This is a genomic window from Bacteroides fragilis (genome assembly GCF_019583405.1).
Lineage (GTDB): Bacteria > Bacteroidota > Bacteroidia > Bacteroidales > Bacteroidaceae > Bacteroides > Bacteroides fragilis_B.
Genome location: NZ_SZUU01000004.1, coordinates 61121 through 82332 on the forward strand (window position 1 = coordinate 61121; position 21212 = coordinate 82332).

Here is a 21212-nt window from a genome sequence, read left to right on the forward strand (position 1 = left end):
ATGTATTATCTGCTAATCTTAGTTCTGCTATTCCTGGCAGAACTTTTTTATTTCCGTATTGCTGATAAATGTAATATTATCGACAAACCAAACGAGCGGAGTTCGCATACCCGTATTACTCTGAGAGGTGGAGGAATCATTTTCTATTTGGGTGCATTGACTTTTTTCCTGACGAATCAGTTTGAATACCCTTGGTTTATACTGGCTTTGACCTTGATCACTTTTATCAGTTTTGTAGATGATATCCGTTCTACTTCGCAAGGTTTGCGTTTAGTCTTCCATTTTATGGCAATGGGCCTGATGTTCTATCAATGGGGATTGTTTAGCTTGCCTTGGTGGACGTTGCTTGTCGCTCTGATCGTCTGTACGGGGATTATCAATGCCTATAACTTTATGGATGGCATTAACGGCATTACCGGCGGATATTCATTGGTTATCCTGATTTCTTTGGCATATGTGAATGCAGAAGTGATCTCCTTCACAGAACAGAGTTTTATTTATACGATGATTTGTTCTGTGTTGGTGTTTGACTTCTTTAATTTCCGTAAGAGAGCGAAATGCTTTGCCGGTGATGTGGGTTCGGTCAGTATAGCTTTTGTAGTCTTGTTCCTGATCGGGAGTTTGATTTTTCAAACTAAAGATTTCAGCTGGCTTGTATTGCTTGTTGTGTACGGAGTGGATAGTGTGTTGACGATCGTACACCGATTGTTGCTACATGAAAATATTGGTTTGCCTCACAGGAAACATTTGTATCAGATCATGGCCAATGAGCTGAAGATACCACACGTGGCAGTGGCATTGACCTATATGTCGGTGCAAACCGTAGTTCTAGTAGGATATTTGCTGTTACGTGAGTATGGATATGGGTATTTATTAGGGAGCATCTTGGTGTTGGGGCTATTATACTTCCTATTTATGAAGAGATTCTTCTATTTACATAAATCAAATTAATTACTCATGGAAAACTTAACAGAGAATGATTTTCAACGTGTGGCAGATTGGCTTGGCGTTGAAATGGCAGTGGTAAAAGCCGTACAGACAGTTGAAACCGGTGGTCGTGGGGGCTTTGTGGCTCCGGGGCGACCGGTGATTTTATTCGAAGGACACATCTTTTGGCGTGAACTCAAGAAGCAGGGGCTTGATCCGGAGAAATATGTTGCGGGCAATGAAAATATTCTTTATCCTAAATGGGAGAAGGGGCATTATTATGGAGGGATAAGAGAGTATGAACGTCTGGAAAAGGCCCGGAAAATACATAAAGAAGCTGCTGACGCTTCCACTTCATGGGGAATGTTTCAGGTGATGGGCTTTAACTATGTGATGTGTGGGTATGGCAGTGTAGATGAAATGGTGAAAGATATGTGTACCGGAGAAGATAAGCAACTGGAGGCATTTGCGAGGTTCATTAAACTTGCTGGGTTACGGCCCAATCTGGAGCGGAAAGACTGGACCGGTTTTGCCAAAAGATATAATGGTTCCGGATATGCTCAGAATCAGTACGATAAAAAATTAGAAGAGGCTTATCGGAGATTTACGAAGTAGAAAAGAGATATACCCGGTTTTCGGGTGTAGATTTTTGTTTCGTCCCCAGCTTTATACCATATCGGGTATAAATCTGGGGACATTCCGTTAAACGGATATAATATGAATAATCGAACCATAGCAGAGTATGTGAAGTAGATGTATGAGAAAGAATTAAGTAATGACTCTGATAATGTGATGATTATAACTTGTTCTGTATAACTTGATCCGGACGCCTCATTTTCCTTTGTCATCTTCCTGCAAATGTCCACCTTTGCAATGTTGATCAACGCAATGTGAATAAAATCAGTGGTAATAACATTAAAAAAAGGAGATTAGGAATATGGCATTATTTTATAAAGCAGTAAAATCGACTATGGCAACTAAGTCCGGTGATAAGAAATGGCACTTGAATTTGGTGAAGGTAGGCAAGATGGTATCTACTCAGCAATTGGCTGAAATGATTGCGGAAAAGTCGTCGTTGACTCCGGGTGATGTGCATAATGTGGTTCGGAACTTGATGACAGCGATGCGTAGTGCACTGCTGGACAGTAAGACGGTACGTCTGGACGGATTGGGTACTTTTACGATGAAAGCGCGTACACGGGGAAGGGGAGTGGACAAAGAGGAAGAGGTGAATCCGAATCAGGTGGCAGCCCTTCTTTGTCATTTTACTCCTCAATATACTCGTCCTGCGGCTATCGGTACTACCCGGGCTTTGTTTCAGGGTGTTGAGTTTCAGAAGGCGAGTGGGATCGGTGCTTCGGGCAATAATGGCTCCGGAGGTGGTGATGGAGACATAGTGGATGATCCGACTGCGTAATAAGTTTAATCAGATAAATATATGAAGAAGAATAGCTGGAATATCCTTTTAAAGGTGATCATAGCTGTGGCAAGCGCCATTGCCGGAGTGATAGGAGGGCAGGGACTGCTCTGATAACTGACCGATCGTTTCGGTTGAAAAAATAAATGCCGGTATCTGTTCGGAAGAATGGGTACCGGCATTTATTATTATGGTTAGCAAAACCGATAATTAAGAATAATCTTGTATATTTGTGAGTGAAACGATTAATAGAAATGCGTTATGGCTAAACTTTACCCGATTGGGATACAGAACTTTGAAAGTTTGCGAGATGATAATTACTTTTATATTGATAAAACGAAGTTAATCTATAAACTTGCGAATACGGGGCGATATTATTTCCTGAGCCGTCCCCGTCGCTTTGGCAAGAGTCTGCTGATATCTACTCTTGAAGCTTATTTTCAGGGGAAGAAAGACTTGTTTCGTGGATTGGCTATGGAGAGATTGGAGAAAGACTGGATAAAATATCCGATTTTGCATCTGGATCTGAACACGGAAAAGTATGATACGCCCGAAAGCCTGGATCGGATATTGAACGATACGTTGGCCAAATGGGAAATGATGTACGGGACTGCTCCTTCTGAAACTTCTATTCCTCTGCGTTTCAAGGGTATTGTGCAGCGTGCTTGTGAACAGTCGGGGCAGCGGGTGGTGATTTTGATTGATGAATATGATAAACCGATGTTGCAGGCTATCGGTAATGAGGAGTTGGGAGAGAAGTATCGTGATACACTGAAAGGTTTTTATTCTGTGCTGAAAACGATGGATGGGTATATCCGCTTTGCCCTTTTGACGGGAGTTACCAAGTTTGGTAAGGTAAGTGTGTTTAGTGACCTGAATAATCTGAACGATATCTCCATGGACGAACCTTATGTGGAGTTGTGTGGAATTACAGAAAAGGAAATTCATCATTATCTGGAACCGGAAATTCGTCAGTTGGCGAAATATCAAAAGATGTCGTACGAAGATGCTTGCCGGGAGCTAAAGGAACGGTATGATGGTTATCATTTCACGGAAAATTCTATCGGTTTATATAATCCGTTCAGTATACTGAATACTTTTTATAAGATGAAGTTTGGTAGTTACTGGTTCGAAACAGGTACTCCGTCTTATTTGGTAAAACTTTTACTGCGTGATAAATATGACTTGCAACAGCTGGCGCACGATGAGGCGACATCGGATATGCTGAATTGCATAGATTCTACTTCGAAGAATCCTCTGCCGGTGATTTATCAGAGTGGCTATCTGACGATAAAAGGGTATGATGAACGTTTTGATATCTACCATCTGGGATTTCCCAATCGGGAAGTAGAGGAAGGATTTATCAGATATTTACTTCCTTTTTATGCAAATATTGATAAAGGACAAACAGGGTTTCATATAACCAGGTTCGTTTCTGAAGTGGAACAGGGAGATTGTGATGCTTTCTTTCGCCGTCTGCAAAGTTTCTTCGCCGATACTCCTTATGAACTGGTACGTGACTTGGAGTTGCATTATCAGAATGTTCTTTTTATTGTTTATAAGTTACTTGGCTTTTATGTCCAGGCGGAGTATCATACTTCTAACGGGCGCATCGATATGGTTTTGAAGACAGAACGATACATTTATGTGATGGAGTTCAAATTTGACGGGAGTGCGGAAGAGGCTTTGAAACAGATAGAAGAAAAGGAATATGCCGCTCCGTTTGCCAATGATTCCCGCCAACTGATAAAGGCAGGAGGGAACTTTAGCTCGAAAACAAGGAATATTGATAGTTGGATCGTGGACTGAATATAAAGAGAGATTCATCTGGTGGATTATAAGCCGGCAAAATATGCTGACACTTTACTCTTTAGGACGGAAAACGACAACTCGGATTTATCCCAAGGAGAGAATTAATGTCATATAGGCATATCCTAATTATGAGAAATGGGTGCTTGATCAATCCAATCTTTCCTGGTTTGACGCGAGTGTGTCGGGGAACGTGAATAAGGAATTCTTATATTAAGGAGAAAAATAAAATCCTCCGTAGATACCTTTTTTCTACGGAGGATTATCTATTTTTTCTTTCTTAAGTCTCTTCCTTCGAACCGGCAGATTGCCTCTATCCATTCTTCGGTCAGTGGCTTGGATTCGTGTTTCTCCAGATCGAATGTCACCATGACCGAGCGACAGATGCATTTCACTTCCATTGTTTCGGTGTCGATGACCCGTTGCAGCAGATGAAAGCTTTTGGTTCCGATTTCGCAAACGGCGGTTTGTACGGCGATGTGGTCCGATGAAAAAATCTGTGCCAGAAAGTCGGCTTCAATGTGTACGACTACAATGCCGTCTTTTTCCCAGTCGACTCCCGGGCATACAGAAGCGAAATATTCTGTTTTGCCGAGGTCGTAGAATGAAAAATAGACAGTGTTGTTGACGTGTCCGAACTTGTCTACGTCATTGAATCGTAGTTGTATAGGTAAACTGTGATGAAATTCGATTTCTTCCATTTGTTTTCTCTTAACCTTTGTTATTATTGGGCAAAATTAGTATTTTTGCACGTTATTCTCACAAGAAATAGATCAAGAAATGATAGAAGACATTAAAAAAGCTTGTCAAGTGATGAGCGAAGGCGGGGTGATTCTCTATCCCACCGATACGGTTTGGGGAATTGGCTGTGATGCTACCAATGAAGACGCTGTGCGCCGGGTGTATGAGATAAAACGACGTGCTGACAGTAAGGCGATGCTGGTATTGGTAGACTCGCCGGTGAAAGTGGAATTCTATGTGCAGGATGTTCCTTCGGTAGCTTGGGATTTGATTGAGGTTGCCGATAAGCCATTAACTATCATTTATTCCGGTGCCCGCAATCTGGCTTCAAATCTGCTTGCAGAGGATGGAAGCGTAGGCATCAGGGTGACAAACGAGGCGTTTTCCCGTCGTTTGTGCCAGCAGTTTCGCAAAGCGATTGTTTCGACATCTGCCAATGTCAGCGGACAGCCGGGAGCTGCCAATTTCAATGAAATCAGCGAAGAAATAAAATCGTCGGTAGACTACATTGTCAATTTCCGGCAGGATGATATGAGCCGTCCTAAACCATCGAGTATCATTAAACTGGATAAAGGTGGAGTGATCAAGATTATTCGCGAATGATGGAAAAAGAAAAGATAAGTTTATTACAGCGCTTTATTATCTGGCGCGAGAATAAAATCAAAGAAAAGCAGTTTATTCTCATTTTAAGTTTTCTGGTTGGTATTTTTACTGCCATTGCTGCACTGCTCCTAAAATTCTTTATTCATACGATACAGAATTTCCTGACAGACAACTTTAATACGACGGAGGCCAACTACTTGTATCTGGTTTATCCGGTGGTCGGTATTTTTCTTGCCGGATGGTTTGTACGCAATATCGTAAAGGATGATATCAGCCATGGAGTCACGAAGATTCTTTATGCTATTTCGAGGAGGCAGGGGCGTATCAAAAGACATAATATCTGGTCGTCTACCATTGCCAGTGCCATTACCATCGGTTTTGGCGGATCGGTAGGAGCCGAGGCCCCTATTGTACTTACTGGATCGGCTATCGGATCGAATTTGGGAAGTATGTTCAAGATGGAACACCGTACGTTGATGTTGCTGGTAGGCTGTGGGGCGGCGGGTGCCATCGGAGGTATTTTTAAAGCGCCTATTGCCGGACTGGTGTTTACGCTGGAAGTACTGATGATCGATCTTACCATGTCGTCTTTATTACCATTGCTGATTTCGGCTGTCACAGCTGCCACTGTTTCGTATATTACGACCGGACAGGAGGCTATGTTTAAATTTCATCTGGATCAGCCTTTTGAATTGGAGCGTATTCCTTATGTGATTCTTTTGGGAATCTTTTGTGGGTTGGTATCGCTTTATTTCACTCGTGCTATGAACTCTGTGGAAGGAGTATTTGGCAAACTCTCCAATCCGTATAAGAAGTTGGCATTGGGTGGTGTGATGCTCAGTGTACTCATCTTTCTTTTTCCGCCTCTTTACGGTGAAGGTTACGATACGATTGAATTATTGCTGAACGGTGCGAGTAATGCCGATTGGGATACGGTATTGAATAACTCCTTGTTCTATGGATATGGCAATCTGCTGTTGGTCTATCTGGTGCTGATCATTCTGTTGAAAGTCTTTGCGTCGAGTGCGACTAATGGTGGAGGCGGATGTGGTGGTATTTTTGCTCCTTCGTTGTATCTGGGATGTATTGCCGGTTTTGTTTTCTCCCACTTTAGCAATGATTTTGATTTTACTTCGACTTTGCCGGAAAAGAACTTTGCTCTAATGGGAATGGCAGGAGTCATGAGTGGGGTCATGCATGCCCCTCTGACGGGAGTATTCCTGATTGCCGAGCTAACGGGTGGATACGACCTCTTCCTGCCTCTGATGATTGTTTCGGTCAGTTCGTATCTGACAATCATCGTGTTTGAACCGCATAGTATCTACTCTATGCGTTTGGCTAAAAAGGGACAGTTGCTGACCCATCACAAAGATAAAGCTGTATTGACACTGATGAAAGTTGAAAATGTGGTTGAAACTGACTTTGTCAGCGTGCGTCCGGAAATGGATCTGGGTGAATTGGTGAAGGCGATTTCGACTTCGCATCGTAATATGTTTCCTGTGACGGACAAAGACGGGGTTCTGCTGGGCGTCGTGCTGCTGGACGATATCCGGAACATCATGTTCCGTCAGGAACTTTATCATCGTTTTACCGTTAGTAAACTGATGACCTCGGTCCCTGCCCGTCTGTATGATACAGATAGCATGGAACAGGTGATGCAGACTTTTGACGATACAAAAGCGTGGAACTTACCGGTAGTCAACGAAGAGGGAAAATATCTGGGATTTGTATCCAAATCTAAGATATTTAATTCGTATCGCCAGGTATTGGTACATTTCTCGGAAGATTGACGGAACGGCGATGCCCGTAAGTAACGGATAGTGTACTTTGGAGGCGATTCGTTACTTTCGTAATCTGCAGTGTGAAACTCATAACTTATAAATTATGAAGAAAGAAGATTTAAGGATTGTATATATGGGGACTCCGGACTTTGCCGTGGAGGCCCTGCGATGTCTGGTTGAAGGCGGTTATAATGTGGTTGGAGTGATTACGATGCCCGATAAACCTGCCGGTCGCGGACATAAAATTCAGTATTCTCCGGTAAAGCAATATGCACTGGATCATCAACTGCCTTTGCTGCAACCGGAAAAACTGAAAGATGAAGAATTTATTCAGGCATTACGTGAGTGGAAAGCTGATCTACAGATTGTTGTAGCTTTTCGTATGTTGCCTGAAGTGGTGTGGAATATGCCACGTCTGGGAACTTTTAATCTCCATGCTTCTCTGCTTCCGCAATACCGTGGAGCAGCGCCTATAAACTGGGCAGTGATCAACGGAGACACCGAAACAGGTATTACTACTTTTTTCCTGAAACATGAAATAGATACGGGAGAAGTAATCCAGCAAGTACGTATTCCCATTGCCGATACGGACAATGTAGAGATTGTGCATGACAAGTTGATGCATTTGGGCGGTCGGTTGGTTATAGAAACTGTAGACGCTATTCTGGAGGGAAAGGTGAAATCAATTCCTCAGGAAGAAATGGCAGTGGCAGGCGAACTTCGTCCGGCTCCGAAGATTTTTAAAGAGACCTGCCGGATTGACTGGAGTCAGCCGGTGAAACGGGTTTATGATTTTATTCGTGGGCTTTCGCCTTATCCGGCTGCATGGAGTGAGTTGGTGAATCCGGAAGGGGAAGCGGTTGTCGTGAAAATCTTTGAGAGTGAGAAGTTGCCAAAGATGCATACGCTGGCTCCCGGAAGCATTGTTACTGATGGAAAAAACTTTCTGAGAGTGGCTGTGCCGGATGGATTTGTAAATGTCCTTTCGTTGCAGTTGCCAGGTAAAAAGAGACTGAGGACAGATGAACTTTTACGTGGATTCCATCTGACTGAAGCATTTAAGATGAAGGCTGAGTAATGACAGATTGTGCATTATCCTTTTGGGATATGAGCCGATCCCGTTGATTATAATTATGAAATTGAAATAGCAGAAAAAGAATTTCTGCCAAATAAATTGTTATTGAGGGGGAGCCCTGATGTTTTTTTGTTAATTTTGTGCTATTATTTTAAGAATGATGAATATGAAACCAATTATATCCCCTTCTATCCTTTCTGCAGATTTCGCATATCTGGCAAAGGACATTGAGATGATCAACCGTAGTGAAGCAGACTGGGTGCACATTGATATTATGGACGGAGTATTTGTGCCGAACATATCTTTTGGCTTTCCGGTACTGAAATATGTAGCTAAGTTAACTTCAAAGCCGTTGGATGTACATCTGATGATAGTCAATCCGGAAAAGTTTATTCCTGAAGTGAAGGCATTGGGTGCCCACATCATGAATGTGCATTACGAGGCATGTCCCCACTTACACCGGGTCGTGCAACAGATTCGTGAAGCAGGTATGCAACCGGCGGTCACTATCAATCCAGCCACTCCGATAGCCCTGTTGCAGGATATTATCCGGGATGTATATATGGTGCTGGTTATGAGTGTGAATCCCGGATTTGGCGGACAAAAATTTATTGAACATTCGGTAGAGAAAGTGAAAGAGCTTCGTGAACTGATTGAGCGTACCGGATCTAAAGCACTGATCGAAGTAGATGGAGGAGTAAATCTGGAAACAGGTGTCCGTCTGATAGCTGCCGGGGCAGATGCACTGGTGGCAGGAAATGCTATTTTTGCTGCTGAGAACCCGGAGGGAATGATTCACGCCATGAAAGAGCTGTAGAGCCGTCTTGTGAACTTTCAGTATTTACACCGATATCCTTTTATACGCCTGCTATTTCCTCTGATAGCAGGCTTTCTTGTTGGCAATGGGTTGTTTTTTAGGGGAGTCTGTGTTTCGGAGGGCGTGCTGGCAGGAGGGCTGGCAGGATTATTCCTTCTGCTCCTGATCGTTTATTTTTCTCACCGTTACTCTTTACGCTGGATGTTCGGCTGTATTTTGTACCTGTTCGTGTTCTTTGGAGGAGCAGGTGGAATAAATCAGGCTTTGCAACAGACGCTTTATTCTTTCTCGGAACAAAAATGTGTTTACCATGCTGTACTGACGGAACAACCGGAGCCGAAGGAACATAGTTTCCTTTGCCGGGCATTTTTGGAAGAAAGGCAGGATTCAGTGTGCACCATGCCGGTAAATCGAAAAGTTTTGCTTTATATATCGAAGGATTCATTGTCCGAGGGATTACGTAGTGGGGATGAGTTAATATTTCTTGCTCATGTATCTCCACCTTCAAATAATGGTAATCCCGATGAATTTGATTATGCGCGTTATCTGCGCTACAAAGGGATTAGCGGGGTTGCTTTTGTTGCAAGTGGAAATTGGAAAATTACCGGATATCGGTTTTCCCGATCATGCAGGCAGATTGCATTGGAATACCGGGAGCGGATTCTCGACCAATATCGTGCTTTGAAGTTTAATCCGGATGAATTTGCCGTACTTGCCGCACTTACTGTAGGTTATAAGGAGGAGTTGAGCGAAGATATTCGGGAAACTTACTCTGTATCGGGAGCCAGTCATGTACTGGCACTTTCCGGACTTCATATCGGGTTTCTGTATATGATGCTTCTGTTTTTTCTGAAGTGGTTGCCCGGGAATGCTTTGGGTGTGAGACTTTTTCGTGCGGTAGTGATAATTACCTCATTATGGGGATTCGCTTTTTTTACCGGTCTGTCTCCTTCGGTCGTCCGTTCCGTTATCATGTTTTCACTGTTGGCTTTGTCGGTTTTATCCCGGCGTACAGGTATTTCACTCAATACACTTGCACTGACTGCATGTGTCATGTTGGTGGTTCATCCTTTTTGGCTGTTCGATGTAGGATTTCAACTTTCATTTTCAGCAGTTGCAGCTATTCTGTTATTATATCCCTGGCTGTTCCGCCAATTGCCGGTCGGTAATAGCTTGTTAAAGAAGGTATGGGCATTAATAAGTGTTTCGCTTGCTGCACAGATAGGTACTGCTCCTTTGGTTTTATTGTATTTCTCCAGATTTCCTACTCTTTTTTTGCTGACTAATCTGTTGGTAATTCCACTTGTTTCAGTCATTATGTATGCAACGGTAGCATTGCTGGTACTCACTCCTTTTCCTATGCTTTATACAGGATTTTCAGTGGTAGTGAGATCTCTTGTTGATTGGTTGAATACTACGGTCCGTTGGGTGGAACATTTACCGTTGGCATCTATAGATCGTGTCTGGATCTATCCGGCAGAAGCTTTTGCTTTTTATCTGGTCTTGTTGATCGGTATACGTTATAAAGTAGTGCGCAGTTTGAAATGTTTATATGCTTTGGGTATTTGTATCTTGGCTATGGGAAGTTTTCATTGGGTGAGCAGAATGATGGACCGTCCGGTACAAAGCATTGTTTTCTATAATGTCCGGGGATGTCCGGTGGTGCATTGTATTGAGGCTTGTGGTAAGTCGTGGTTGGCTTATGCGGATAGTATTCCGGATGAAAAACGGCTTTCGCGTGCAGTAGCCGGATATTGGAATAGACTGCATCTGGACGTTCCGGTTGCTATAACAGACAATTTTCATTCGTCCGGTTTTTGGATGCAAGATCATTTGCTAATGTTCGGTAATAAACGTATTTGTATGGTTAGTGACAATCGTTGGCGGAACAAAACCGTTGCTGAACCGTTAAACATAGATTATTTGTATGTATGCAAAGGCTATACAGGGAAGTTGGAGTCATTGGTAGGTTTGTTTCATTGCGGCGAAGTTATTTTGGATTCTTCTCTGTCTGCTTATTATAAAGAGACTTATAGTGAAGAATGCCGCCGGTTAGGGTTGCATTTTATCTCCCTTTCCGACGAAGGTTCTGTGAGGTTTTTGCTCTAAGTACAAAGATTTATCGTATTTTTGCCAACTCAATATTTATACAAACAAGTTATGCTGACTAAAGTGATTGCCCAGGCTCATATTGATCATTTTACCAAATGGTTTGAACGGGCCGACAAAATAGTAATTGTATCTCATGTGTCACCTGATGGAGATGCCATTGGTTCATCATTGGGATTGTATCATTTTTTGGATTCTCAAGATAAAATTGTCAATGTGATTGTCCCCAATGCTTTTCCCGATTTTCTGAAATGGATGCCGGGCAGCAAGGATATTTTGCTGTATGACCGTTACCAGGAATTTGCCGACAAGCTGATTATGGAGGCAGATGTCATTTGTTGTCTTGACTTTAATGCGCTGAAGCGTATTGATGAAATGAGTGATATAGTGGCCGCTTCGCCGGGGCGCAAAATAATGATAGACCACCATCTTTATCCTGAAGATTTTTGCAGAATTACCATTTCACATCCTGAGATTTCCTCTACTTCCGAACTGGTGTTTCGATTGATTTGCCGGATGGGATATTTTAGTGATATCTCCAAAGAAGGAGCCGAATGTATCTATACGGGTATGATGACAGATACCGGAGGGTTCACTTATAACTCTAATAATCGTGAAATCTATTTCATCATCAGCGAGTTACTCTCAAAAGGAATCGATAAAGATGATATTTACCGGAAAGTCTACAATACTTATTCCGAAAGCCGTTTGCGTCTGATGGGATATGTGTTATCGAATATGAAGGTGTATAAAGATTACAATTCCGCCCTTATTTCACTGACAAAGGAAGAACAGGGCAAATTTGATTATATCAAAGGGGATAGCGAGGGGTTTGTCAACATACCTCTGTCTATCAAGAATGTCTGTTTTTCTTGTTTTCTACGTGAGGACACCGAAAAGAAAATGATTAAGATTTCTCTCCGTTCAGTAGGTAAGTTTCCCTGTAACCGGTTAGCTGCGGAATTTTTCAATGGCGGCGGGCATCTCAATGCGTCCGGAGGAGAATTTTACGGTACTATGGAAGAGGCTGTAAAAGTGTTTGAACAAGCATTGGAAAAATATAAACCACTTTTGAAAGAATAAAGTGGTAAGTTAATGGTTGGCTCATCGCTCTTCCGTTAAAAGTTGAAAGTCAAAGGTTAAAAGACTTGAACTTTCTGCTTTTAAATCTAAAGATTCGACTAATTTAAAATACATTTGTACGGAATATACTTAAGATACAGAAATGAAAAAACTTCTATTGTTATTTTTTTCCTTGTTAGCCTTTGGATATATGTTCCAGGCTTGCGACAATTCGAAGACTTATGCTGAAATGCTGGATGAAGAGAAAGACGCAGTAAACGCCTTTATTAAAAAACACAATATCCAGACTATTTCCGAGAGTGACTTTGAAGCAAACGGATATAAAACGGATACGACCAAGAACGAATACGTGGCTTTCTCAAACGGAGTCTACATGCAAATTGTGGATAAGGGTATTGTTACCGATAAACCGGAAAATGACTCTATCAAGAATAACAATATTGTAGCCGTACGCTTTGTAGAGCACGATATCAAGGCTAACGATACCACTTGCTTCAATGTGGTGCTTCCCGGTTTCGAAAATTATCCGAACTACTATACTTATCCGGACGTTTTCCGCTATGTGGATAACGGTACTTCAGTAGCCGGTGTATTTACAGAGGGGTCGATGTATGCCAAATATGGTACGACGGATGTTCCTCCCGGATGGCTGCTTGCTTTAAAGTATGTTACCAATTATGCCCATGTGAGAATGATTGTACCTTCGAAGATGGGACATCAGAGTGCAAACCAATATGTAAACCCCTATTTCTACGATATTCGTAAATTTCAGAAAGCATTGAACTAAAACTACTAAATAACCAATTTTCTAAAACAACAACCTATGACTCTAATCAAATCTATCTCTGGTATCCGTGGAACCATTGGCGGAGGCGCAGGCGAAGGACTGAACCCGCTTGACATTGTAAAATTCACGTCGGCTTATGCCACTTTGATTCGCAAAACATGCAAATCAAAAAGTAACAAGATAGTAGTGGGCCGTGATGCCCGCATTTCCGGTGAGATGGTAAAGAATGTCGTAGTCGGTACTTTGATGGGTATGGGCTGGGACGTAGTTGATATCGATCTTGCTTCTACTCCGACAACCGAACTGGCTGTTACAATGGAAGGGGCTTGTGGCGGTATCATTCTGACTGCATCACATAACCCCAAACAATGGAATGCACTGAAATTACTGAATGAGCACGGAGAATTTCTGAATGCGGCCGAAGGGCAAGAAGTACTTCGTATTGCTGCTGCCGAGGAGTTCGATTATGCGGATGTCGATCATTTGGGATCTTATCGCAAAGACTTGACTTATAATAAAAAACATATCGACAGTGTATTGGCACTTGATTTGGTAGACGTTGAGGCTATCAAAAAAGCTGATTTCACAGTGGCTATCGACTGTGTGAACTCTGTAGGAGGTATCATCCTGCCCGAATTGTTGGAACGTCTGGGAGTGAAACACGTCGAAAAACTCTATTGCGAACCGACCGGAAACTTTGCCCACAATCCGGAACCGTTGGAGAAAAATCTGGGAGATATCATGAATCTGATGAAGGGTGGAAAAGCTGATGTAGCGTTTGTCGTTGACCCAGACGTAGACCGTTTGGCGATGATCTGCGAAAACGGTGTGATGTATGGTGAAGAATATACACTGGTTACGGTGGCAGACTATGTATTGAAACATACTCCGGGCAATACTGTATCCAATCTGAGTTCTACCCGTGCTTTGCGCGACGTAACCCGCAAATATGGTATGGAATACAATGCTTCTGCTGTAGGCGAAGTAAATGTAGTGACCAAGATGAAAGCAACAAATGCCGTGATCGGTGGTGAAGGAAACGGTGGAGTGATTTATCCTGCCAGCCATTACGGACGTGATGCTTTGGTAGGTATCGCATTATTCCTTAGCCACCTGGCACACGAAGGTAAGAAGGTTAGTGAGTTGCGTGCAACTTATCCTCCTTATTTCATTGCTAAGAACCGTGTCGATCTGACTCCGGAAATCGATGTAGATGCTATTCTTGCTAAAGTGAAAGATATCTATAAGAATGAAGAGATCAATGATATTGACGGTGTGAAAATTGACTTTGCCGATAAGTGGGTACACTTGCGTAAGAGCAATACCGAACCGATTATTCGTATATATAGCGAAGCATCGACTATGGAAGCTGCTGAGGAGATCGGACAGAAGATTATGAATGTAATCAACGAATTGGCTAAGTAAGTCATTTAATAAATATACGAAAGGCTGCATTGGTAACGATGCAGCCTTTTTTGATCATAATATAATCCATCTTTTTTTTAACAAAGTCTATTTTTTCGAAATAATATTTCCCGTTTCTTTGTACTTTCTGTTTTCGGCAATATCATGGGATAAACCTATGCCGGATATCGGAAACATTGCCTTTCTTTGAAAAGAAAGGAGGCTTTAGTGAGACGACTCAAAAACTCAAAACAATTTAATAAGAACATGAAAAAACTGATTCTGCTTCTCATTTTGATTTTTTCGTTGCCTGTTGCAGCGCAAAATTTCACAATCGGGAAAAGCACTTTCCTTTTGAATGGTAAGCCTTTTACGGTTAAGGCTGCCGAGTTACATTATACCCGTATTCCGGCTCCTTACTGGGAGCATCGCATCGAGATGTGTAAGGCATTGGGGATGAATACGATTTGTCTTTATGTATTTTGGAACATCCATGAACAGACTGAGGGACAGTTCGACTTTACCGGACAAAATGATATAGCCGCTTTTTGCCGCCTGGCTCAGAAGCATGGGATGTATGTGATTGTACGCCCGGGTCCTTATGTCTGTGCCGAATGGGAGATGGGCGGACTTCCCTGGTGGTTACTGAAGAAGAAAGATATCGTACTTCGTACACTCGATCCTTATTTTATGGAGCGCACTGCAATTTTTATGAAAGAAGTCGGAAAACAGCTTGCACCTTTGCAAATCACTCGCGGAGGAAACATTATCATGGTGCAGGTAGAAAATGAATATGGTGCTTATGCAGTTGACAAACCCTATGTTTCGGCTATTCGTGATATAGTGAAAAGCGCCGGGTTTACCGAAGTTCCCCTTTTCCAATGTGATTGGAGCAGTACTTTCGACCGGAATGGATTGGACGATCTGCTCTGGACTATCAATTTTGGTACGGGAGCCAACATTGAACAACAATTTAAACGCCTTAAAAAGGCTCGTCCGGACACACCGTTGATGTGTAGCGAATTCTGGAGTGGATGGTTTGATCATTGGGGACGCAAGCATGAGACTCGTCCTGCCAAAAGCATGGTGCAGGGTATCAAAGATATGCTCGACCGTAATATTTCGTTCAGTCTCTATATGGCCCATGGAGGTACTACTTTCGGGCATTGGGGTGGTGCCAATAATCCGTCTTACTCTGCTATGTGCAGTTCTTACGATTACGATGCGCCTATCAGTGAGCCGGGATGGACTACAGATAAATATTTCCAGCTTCGTGATCTGCTGAAAAATTATCTGCCTGCAGGAGAACAATTGTCTGAGATTCCCGAAGCTTTCCCGGTGATCGAGATACCTGAAGTGGAGTTTACTCAGGTTGCTCCTCTCTTTTCCAATTTGCCCGAGGCTAAAGAGAGTATGGATATACAACCGATGGAGGCTTTTGATCAGGGGTGGGGAACGATTTTGTATCGGACTACTTTGCAGGAGCCTGTCGAAAATGGCACTACGATGAAGATCACAGAAGTACATGATTGGGCACAAGTTTTTGCCGATGGTAAATTGTTGGCTCGTCTGGACCGTCGTCGTGGTGAATTCACTTTGCAACTGCCGGCTTTGAAGAAAGGGACCTGCATCGATATTCTGGTAGAAGCTATGGGGCGTGTCAACTTTGATGAGTCCATCCATGACCGTAAAGGTATCACTGAAAAAGTAGAACTTGTCTGTGGAAAGCAAACTACGGAGTTGAAGAACTGGACAGTTTACAATTTTCCAGTCGATTACTCATTTGTGCAAGACAAAAAATATAAAAGTGGAACGGCCCAGACAATGCCTGCTTATTATAAGGCTACTTTCCATCTGGATAAAGTCGGCGATACGTTCCTTGACATGAGTACCTGGGGTAAAGGTATGGTGTGGGTTAACGGTCTTGCTATCGGACGTTTTTGGGAGATCGGTCCGCAACAAACACTTTTTATGCCCGGTTGTTGGCTGAAAGAGGGAGAAAATGAAATAATTGTCCTTGATCTGAAGGGACCTGAGAAAGCTTCTGTTCGCGGTCTGAAGAAACCCATACTGGATTGGTTGCGTAATGAAGGCGCTTCTACCCATCGAAAGAAAGGTGAACAACTGAATCTGAAGCAGGAAACTCCTGTTGCTACAGGTACGTTTACTCCGGGTAACGGATGGCAGGAGATCCGTTTGGATCGTCAGTATACCGGACGCTTCTTCTGCCTCGAAGCTCTTTCGGCCCAAGACGGAAAGAAGATCGCAGCCATTGCCGAACTCGATGTACTGGGTGCCGACGGTAAGCCAATTTCACGTGAAAAGTGGAGAATACGCTATGCCGACAGCGAAGAGACACGTAGTGGCAACTGTACGGGAGATAAAGTGTTCGACCTTCAGGAATCCACTTACTGGATGACTGTTGCCCGTGATGCTTATCCGCATCAGTTGGTTATTGATTTGGGAGGTGACCATACTGTAACCGGTTTCCGCTATCTGCCCCGTGCGGAAAAAGGATACCCTGGTATGATAAAGGATTATCGGGTGTATGTCAAAGGGGAAGAGTTTCAATACTGAAACAGGAATTTTCACTGAAGATTAGGTAGATAGTAATAGTATTAGTGAATGTTATAAGATCCAATTATAACATTCACAATCTATTATGCTATGCTGGCTGATTTCAAAATTACAGAGATGTTTTCTTGAACATATCTTTTCGGTTCATAGAAAAATATTCGGGGGAAAATGGTAACATAATAAATGTTTTGTATCTTTGACCAAAACATAACTTTAAAACATGATGAACACAAAGTCTTTTTTCATGGTTGCCATTGGCGCATTTGTTTTGGCATCTTGTAATTTAAATCAAGTCGACCAAACAGGTCTGTTAACCGCTTCCGTTCGTGATGCACTTAATTCGCCGGCAACTTTATCTATTGCTGATGAGATAGAGTCAGTTGAATATATCCCTTTGGAAATGACCAATGATGATGCCTCGTTGATAGACGGTGTGGTAGACTTTGCCATCACGAGCAAATATATTTATGTATTGGTGGGCAAGGAAGCCCGTATCGTACAGTTCGATCGCCAAGGACACTTTTTACGTACATTCCTTCGCCAAGGGCAAGGTCCCGATGACTTTAATGGTATGATAGGTTTTATACAGGCTGATGAGGCTGATAATCGTTTCTATGTTATCGGCAATAAGGTTGGCATATATACATTGGAAGGCACGTTTGTGGAAGACCTGCCTGTAAATTCTCCCATTATTTATGCTCATCACCTTGGTAACAAGCGCATTGGTGCCATCGCTATGCCTCTTATGCCGTTTCAGAACGGTAGTTTTGGTATTGGGGTATTTCAAGAGGATGGCGGGGCGATAATTACCAAGAACGATTTCTATTCGCCGTTGGTACCCCGTGAAGATTCTGGCTTTACTTTTGGAGTAATGGGTTCACCTTCGGATGGGAAGCAGGCATCAGTCTTGTTTAAAACAGCTAGCAATGATACCATTTACCGTTTGTCAGCAGACACCATACAGCCTGTTTTAGTGGCCGGTCTAAGTAATTCGGATGAAGAGGTTATTCGTGGGCTCAATATTCGCGATATTAAAAGATTCCCTGCTAACGGTGATATTTTTGTAAGTGATATTTTTGAGACACCTCGTCGTTTTTATCTGCGCATGATGCTGAATGAGAAGTATTATGTGGCTTCGGTGGACAAACACAGTGGAGAAACTGTTGTGGAGCAGTGTGATATCCCTGAGACAAGTGCTTATAATTTAGCTGATATCAATATGCAGTTAGGTATGGTAGGTAGTAAGGGGCATAACCGGTTCCCGATATGGGGACGTGTCTTAGGAAATAATCTGGTACAGGTTGTTACACCTTATGAGATAGAAACATTTAAAGAACAAACTCAAATTACTGTACCACAAGAATTGCAAAAAAGAAATGCCAATGAAAATCCGATTTTCATCATATATAAGATAAAATAATATTATTAATTGTTTCCTTTTTCTAAGGTGATATCATTAAAGTATTGGGACAGTCTATTTATCTATCTGTTCTAAAATGCCATTGATATATGCGATAACTATCCCATAGTTAGTCATTGGGACACCTTGTGCTTTAGCTTTGACTATCCGATTCAGGACATGTTTGCGATTGAACATGCAGGCTCCGCAATGAATAATCAGGTTGTAGCAATTCAGGTCCTTAGGAAAATCATTTCCGGAAACAATGTCGATATGCAGTTGCTCTCCGATACGTTTGCGCAACATTCGTGGAAGTTTCACTCTGCCGATGTCTTCGGACAGTGGAGCATGAGTACAGGCTTCGGCTATCAGGACCCGGGAATTTTCTGTCAGTTGGTCGATGATATACGCTCCTTCGGTATAGTAGTCAATGTCTCCCTTGTAGCGGGCAAATAATACCGAGAAGGAGGTTAGCCGGCTCTGTGGCGGTTTCTTTTCGTAGACGGTTCTGAAAACCTGCGAATCGGTAATGATCAATGAGGGGGGAGCTGACAAGGCTTTGAGGGCATTGTCCAATTGGTCGGTTGTGCAGCTCAAGGTGATGCATTTTTTGTCAAGAAGTTCGCGCAGTGTTTGTACTTGTGGCAGGATAAGTCGCCCTTTAGGAGCCTGTATATCCTGTGGCATCACGAGTAGTACCATATCGCCTTCGTTGGCCAAGTCTCCCACAATATCCGGTTGCTCGTTAAGTTCCGGTAACCGATGAAGAATAGATTGACGGATTGAGTCTATGCCCGTTTTTTCTTTGGCACTGACAATCAAAGGACGTTGTCCTGTCTGTTGTTCCAATTTATCGGCGACTTCATCCGGTTTCTCTAACAGATCGGCTTTATTCAGTACCAACAGGTAGGGGATATTCCTCTCTTTCAGTAATTCTATCCATCGTTGCTCTCCAGAAAGTTCCGTATTGCAACAAACCATCAGTGCGATGTCGGCTTTGTCCGCAGCTTGTAAGGTTCGTTCGATACGTAGGGAGCCCAGTTCACCTTCATCGTCGAATCCGGCTGTATCGATGAATACACACGGACCGATACCATGCATTTCTATCGGTTGATATACAGGGTCGGTAGTGGTACCGGCGATGTCCGATACCAAAGCGGCGTTTTGATTGGTCAATGCATTGATCAATGACGACTTGCCACTGTTTCGTTTACCAAACAAGACGATGTGCAGGCGATTGGAGCGGGGAGACGTTTTCAAAACCTGAAGTCCCTTTCTCCTGCCGCAATTTGCTTCAGGTTTTCTAAAGCCCGTTCTCGGATTTTAGGGTTGGGGATATGTTGCATTTCTTGCTTTATCATGGCTACTCCGTGAGCTTTCGTTTCTTCCGAGGCATAATCTTCCAGATATTCCTGTAAGGTTATCAGTGCATTAGGGGAACAGCAGTTGGCTATTTGTCCCGATTTGACAAGTGACATAAACCGGTCACCCGTGCGTCCGGCACGATAACAGGCTGTACAGAAGCTGGGAATATAGCCCAGTTTCAGTAACCAGTTGACCACTTCGTCCAGTGTCCGGGTGTCGCTGACATCGAATTGGGCGGAGTTCTCTTCCGGAGTTTCTGCTTCGGCATAACCGCCTACACTGGTCCGTGATCCTCCGCTGATCTGCGAAATACCTAAGTCAAGCACTTTTTCACGGGTCTTTTGCGATTCTCGTGTGGAAATAATCATGCCTGTGTAGGGTACGCTGATGCGAATAACGGCTACTATCTTTTGGAAGATCTCGTCAGAAATGGCATTTTCAAAGTCTTCGGCATTTATGTCATCGGCCGAGCAGATGCGGGGAACGCTTATGGTATGCGGTCCCACGCCATAAACGGCTTCCAAGTGTTCGGCATGCATCAGCAATCCTACAAAATCATAGCGGTATGTATTCAGGCCGAACAGGACTCCCATGCCTACATCATCAATTCCTCCTTGCATGGCACGGTCCATGGCCTCGGTATGATAGGCATAGTTGCTTTTAGGCCCGGTGGGATGCAGCTGTTCGTAATTCTCTTTATGATATGTCTCTTGAAAGAGGATATATGTACCGATACCTGCATCTTTCAGCTTGCGATAATTCTCTACCGTAGTGGCGGCAATGTTCACGTTTACCCGGCGGATAGCTCCGTTTTTATGATGGATACTGTAGATGGTACGGATTGATTCGAGTATATAATCGATTGAGTTACGCACAGGGTCTTCACCAGCTTCGAGTGCCAGGCGTTTGTGTCCCATATCTTGCAGGGCAATAACTTCCCGGCATATCTCTTCCTGAGTTAACTTTTTGCGGATGATGGTTTTATTTTTGAGATGATACGGGCAGTACACACAACCATTGACACAATAGTTGGATAAGTAAAGCGGAGCAAACATGACGATGCGGTTGCCATAGAATTTTTGCTTGATCTCTTTGGCAAGATGAAAAATCTCTTTAGTAAGATCTTCTTCAGCACATTCCAGCAATATGGCGGCTTCCCGGTGGGTGAGCCCCTTACAAAGGCGGGCTTTCTCTATTAAATTTCGGATAAGTTCCCGGTCATTCCGATGGGCGCGGGCATACTCCAGTGTTTCAATAATTTCCTGATGGTTAATAAAGTCGATAGCATCAGGTGAATCTACTTTATACATGTCTTTTG

18 protein-coding genes and 1 pseudogene are annotated in these 21212 nt (G+C 43.0%); 16 read left to right on the forward strand and 3 right to left on the reverse strand.

Features of this window, described 5'->3' with window-relative positions:
• The 6 genes and pseudogenes from FDF36_RS10375 to FDF36_RS21525 all read left to right on the forward strand — a co-directional run.
• Positions 1-951, forward strand: coding sequence for an MraY family glycosyltransferase (locus tag FDF36_RS10375; RefSeq protein ID WP_005781524.1), 951 nt, complete (start codon positions 1-3; stop codon positions 949-951).
• Positions 952-957: 6 nt separating this feature from the next.
• On the forward strand, positions 958-1542 hold the full coding sequence (locus FDF36_RS10380; RefSeq protein WP_165017506.1) for an N-acetylmuramidase family protein: 585 nt from the start codon (positions 958-960) through the stop codon (positions 1540-1542).
• A 322-nt stretch (positions 1543-1864) separates the two neighbouring features.
• Positions 1865-2344 (forward strand): HU family DNA-binding protein, encoded by a 480-nt coding sequence (locus FDF36_RS10385; RefSeq protein ID WP_220391286.1) that lies wholly within the window; start codon positions 1865-1867, stop codon positions 2342-2344.
• A 21-nt stretch (positions 2345-2365) separates the two neighbouring features.
• Entirely contained in the window at positions 2366-2458 is a 93-nt protein-coding gene (locus tag FDF36_RS10390) for a smalltalk protein (protein ID WP_005784981.1), read from the forward strand.
• A gap of 147 nt (positions 2459-2605) precedes the next feature.
• Positions 2606-4153, forward strand: a complete 1548-nt coding sequence (locus FDF36_RS10395) for an ATP-binding protein (RefSeq protein WP_220391287.1) — start codon at positions 2606-2608, stop codon at positions 4151-4153.
• Between the two features lie 6 nt (positions 4154-4159).
• Positions 4160-4370 (forward strand): annotated as a pseudogene (locus tag FDF36_RS21525) (LruC domain-containing protein); the annotation flags it as partial.
• A gap of 49 nt (positions 4371-4419) precedes the next feature.
• Here the strand turns inward: FDF36_RS21525 and FDF36_RS10405 are convergent.
• Positions 4420-4854: an acyl-CoA thioesterase gene (locus FDF36_RS10405; protein WP_220391288.1), complete on the reverse strand. Its 435-nt coding sequence runs from the start codon at positions 4852-4854 to the stop codon at positions 4420-4422.
• Between the two features lie 79 nt (positions 4855-4933).
• Between FDF36_RS10405 and FDF36_RS10410 the strand changes: the two genes are divergently transcribed.
• From FDF36_RS10410 to FDF36_RS10455, 10 genes are all read left to right on the forward strand, one after another.
• The gene (locus FDF36_RS10410) at positions 4934-5497 is read left to right on the forward strand and encodes an L-threonylcarbamoyladenylate synthase (protein WP_008770002.1); all 564 of its coding nucleotides are present in this window, start codon (positions 4934-4936) and stop codon (positions 5495-5497) included.
• A complete protein-coding gene (locus tag FDF36_RS10415) occupies positions 5497-7287 on the forward strand; it encodes a chloride channel protein (protein WP_220391519.1) in 1791 nt (596 codons plus the stop codon). Before FDF36_RS10410 ends, FDF36_RS10415 begins: the two co-directional genes overlap by 1 nt.
• A 94-nt stretch (positions 7288-7381) precedes the next feature.
• Positions 7382-8356, forward strand: coding sequence for a methionyl-tRNA formyltransferase (fmt, locus tag FDF36_RS10420; RefSeq protein WP_220391289.1), 975 nt, complete (start codon positions 7382-7384; stop codon positions 8354-8356).
• Between the two features lie 163 nt (positions 8357-8519).
• On the forward strand, positions 8520-9170 hold the full coding sequence (gene rpe / locus FDF36_RS10425; RefSeq protein WP_220391290.1) for a ribulose-phosphate 3-epimerase: 651 nt from the start codon (positions 8520-8522) through the stop codon (positions 9168-9170).
• A gap of 9 nt (positions 9171-9179) precedes the next feature.
• A complete protein-coding gene (locus tag FDF36_RS10430) occupies positions 9180-11279 on the forward strand; it encodes a ComEC/Rec2 family competence protein (RefSeq protein ID WP_220391291.1) in 2100 nt (699 codons plus the stop codon).
• Between the two features lie 51 nt (positions 11280-11330).
• Complete coding sequence (locus tag FDF36_RS10435; protein WP_005791024.1) at positions 11331-12362, forward strand: DHH family phosphoesterase; 1032 nt, start codon at positions 11331-11333, stop codon at positions 12360-12362.
• A 142-nt stretch (positions 12363-12504) separates the two neighbouring features.
• Entirely contained in the window at positions 12505-13149 is a 645-nt protein-coding gene (locus tag FDF36_RS10440) for a BamK family beta-barrel-assembly machinery protein (protein WP_008657631.1), read from the forward strand.
• Between the two features lie 36 nt (positions 13150-13185).
• Positions 13186-14574, forward strand: coding sequence for a phosphoglucosamine mutase (gene glmM / locus FDF36_RS10445; protein ID WP_005791020.1), 1389 nt, complete (start codon positions 13186-13188; stop codon positions 14572-14574).
• Positions 14575-14820: 246 nt separating this feature from the next.
• Positions 14821-17130, forward strand: coding sequence for a beta-galactosidase (locus FDF36_RS10450; protein ID WP_220391292.1), 2310 nt, complete (start codon positions 14821-14823; stop codon positions 17128-17130).
• Between the two features lie 223 nt (positions 17131-17353).
• Positions 17354-18550: a 6-bladed beta-propeller gene (locus FDF36_RS10455; protein WP_220391520.1), complete on the forward strand. Its 1197-nt coding sequence runs from the start codon at positions 17354-17356 to the stop codon at positions 18548-18550.
• Between the two features lie 54 nt (positions 18551-18604).
• Here FDF36_RS10455 and hydF read toward each other — a convergent pair whose 3' ends face one another.
• Together hydF and hydG are read right to left on the reverse strand one after the other, a co-directional pair.
• A complete protein-coding gene (hydF, locus tag FDF36_RS10460) occupies positions 18605-19789 on the reverse strand; it encodes a [FeFe] hydrogenase H-cluster maturation GTPase HydF (protein ID WP_220391293.1) in 1185 nt (394 codons plus the stop codon).
• Positions 19786-21204, reverse strand: a complete 1419-nt coding sequence (gene hydG, locus FDF36_RS10465) for a [FeFe] hydrogenase H-cluster radical SAM maturase HydG (protein ID WP_220391294.1) — start codon at positions 21202-21204, stop codon at positions 19786-19788. The genes hydF and hydG overlap by 4 nt, the downstream gene beginning before the upstream one ends.
• Positions 21205-21212 lie beyond the last annotated feature (8 nt).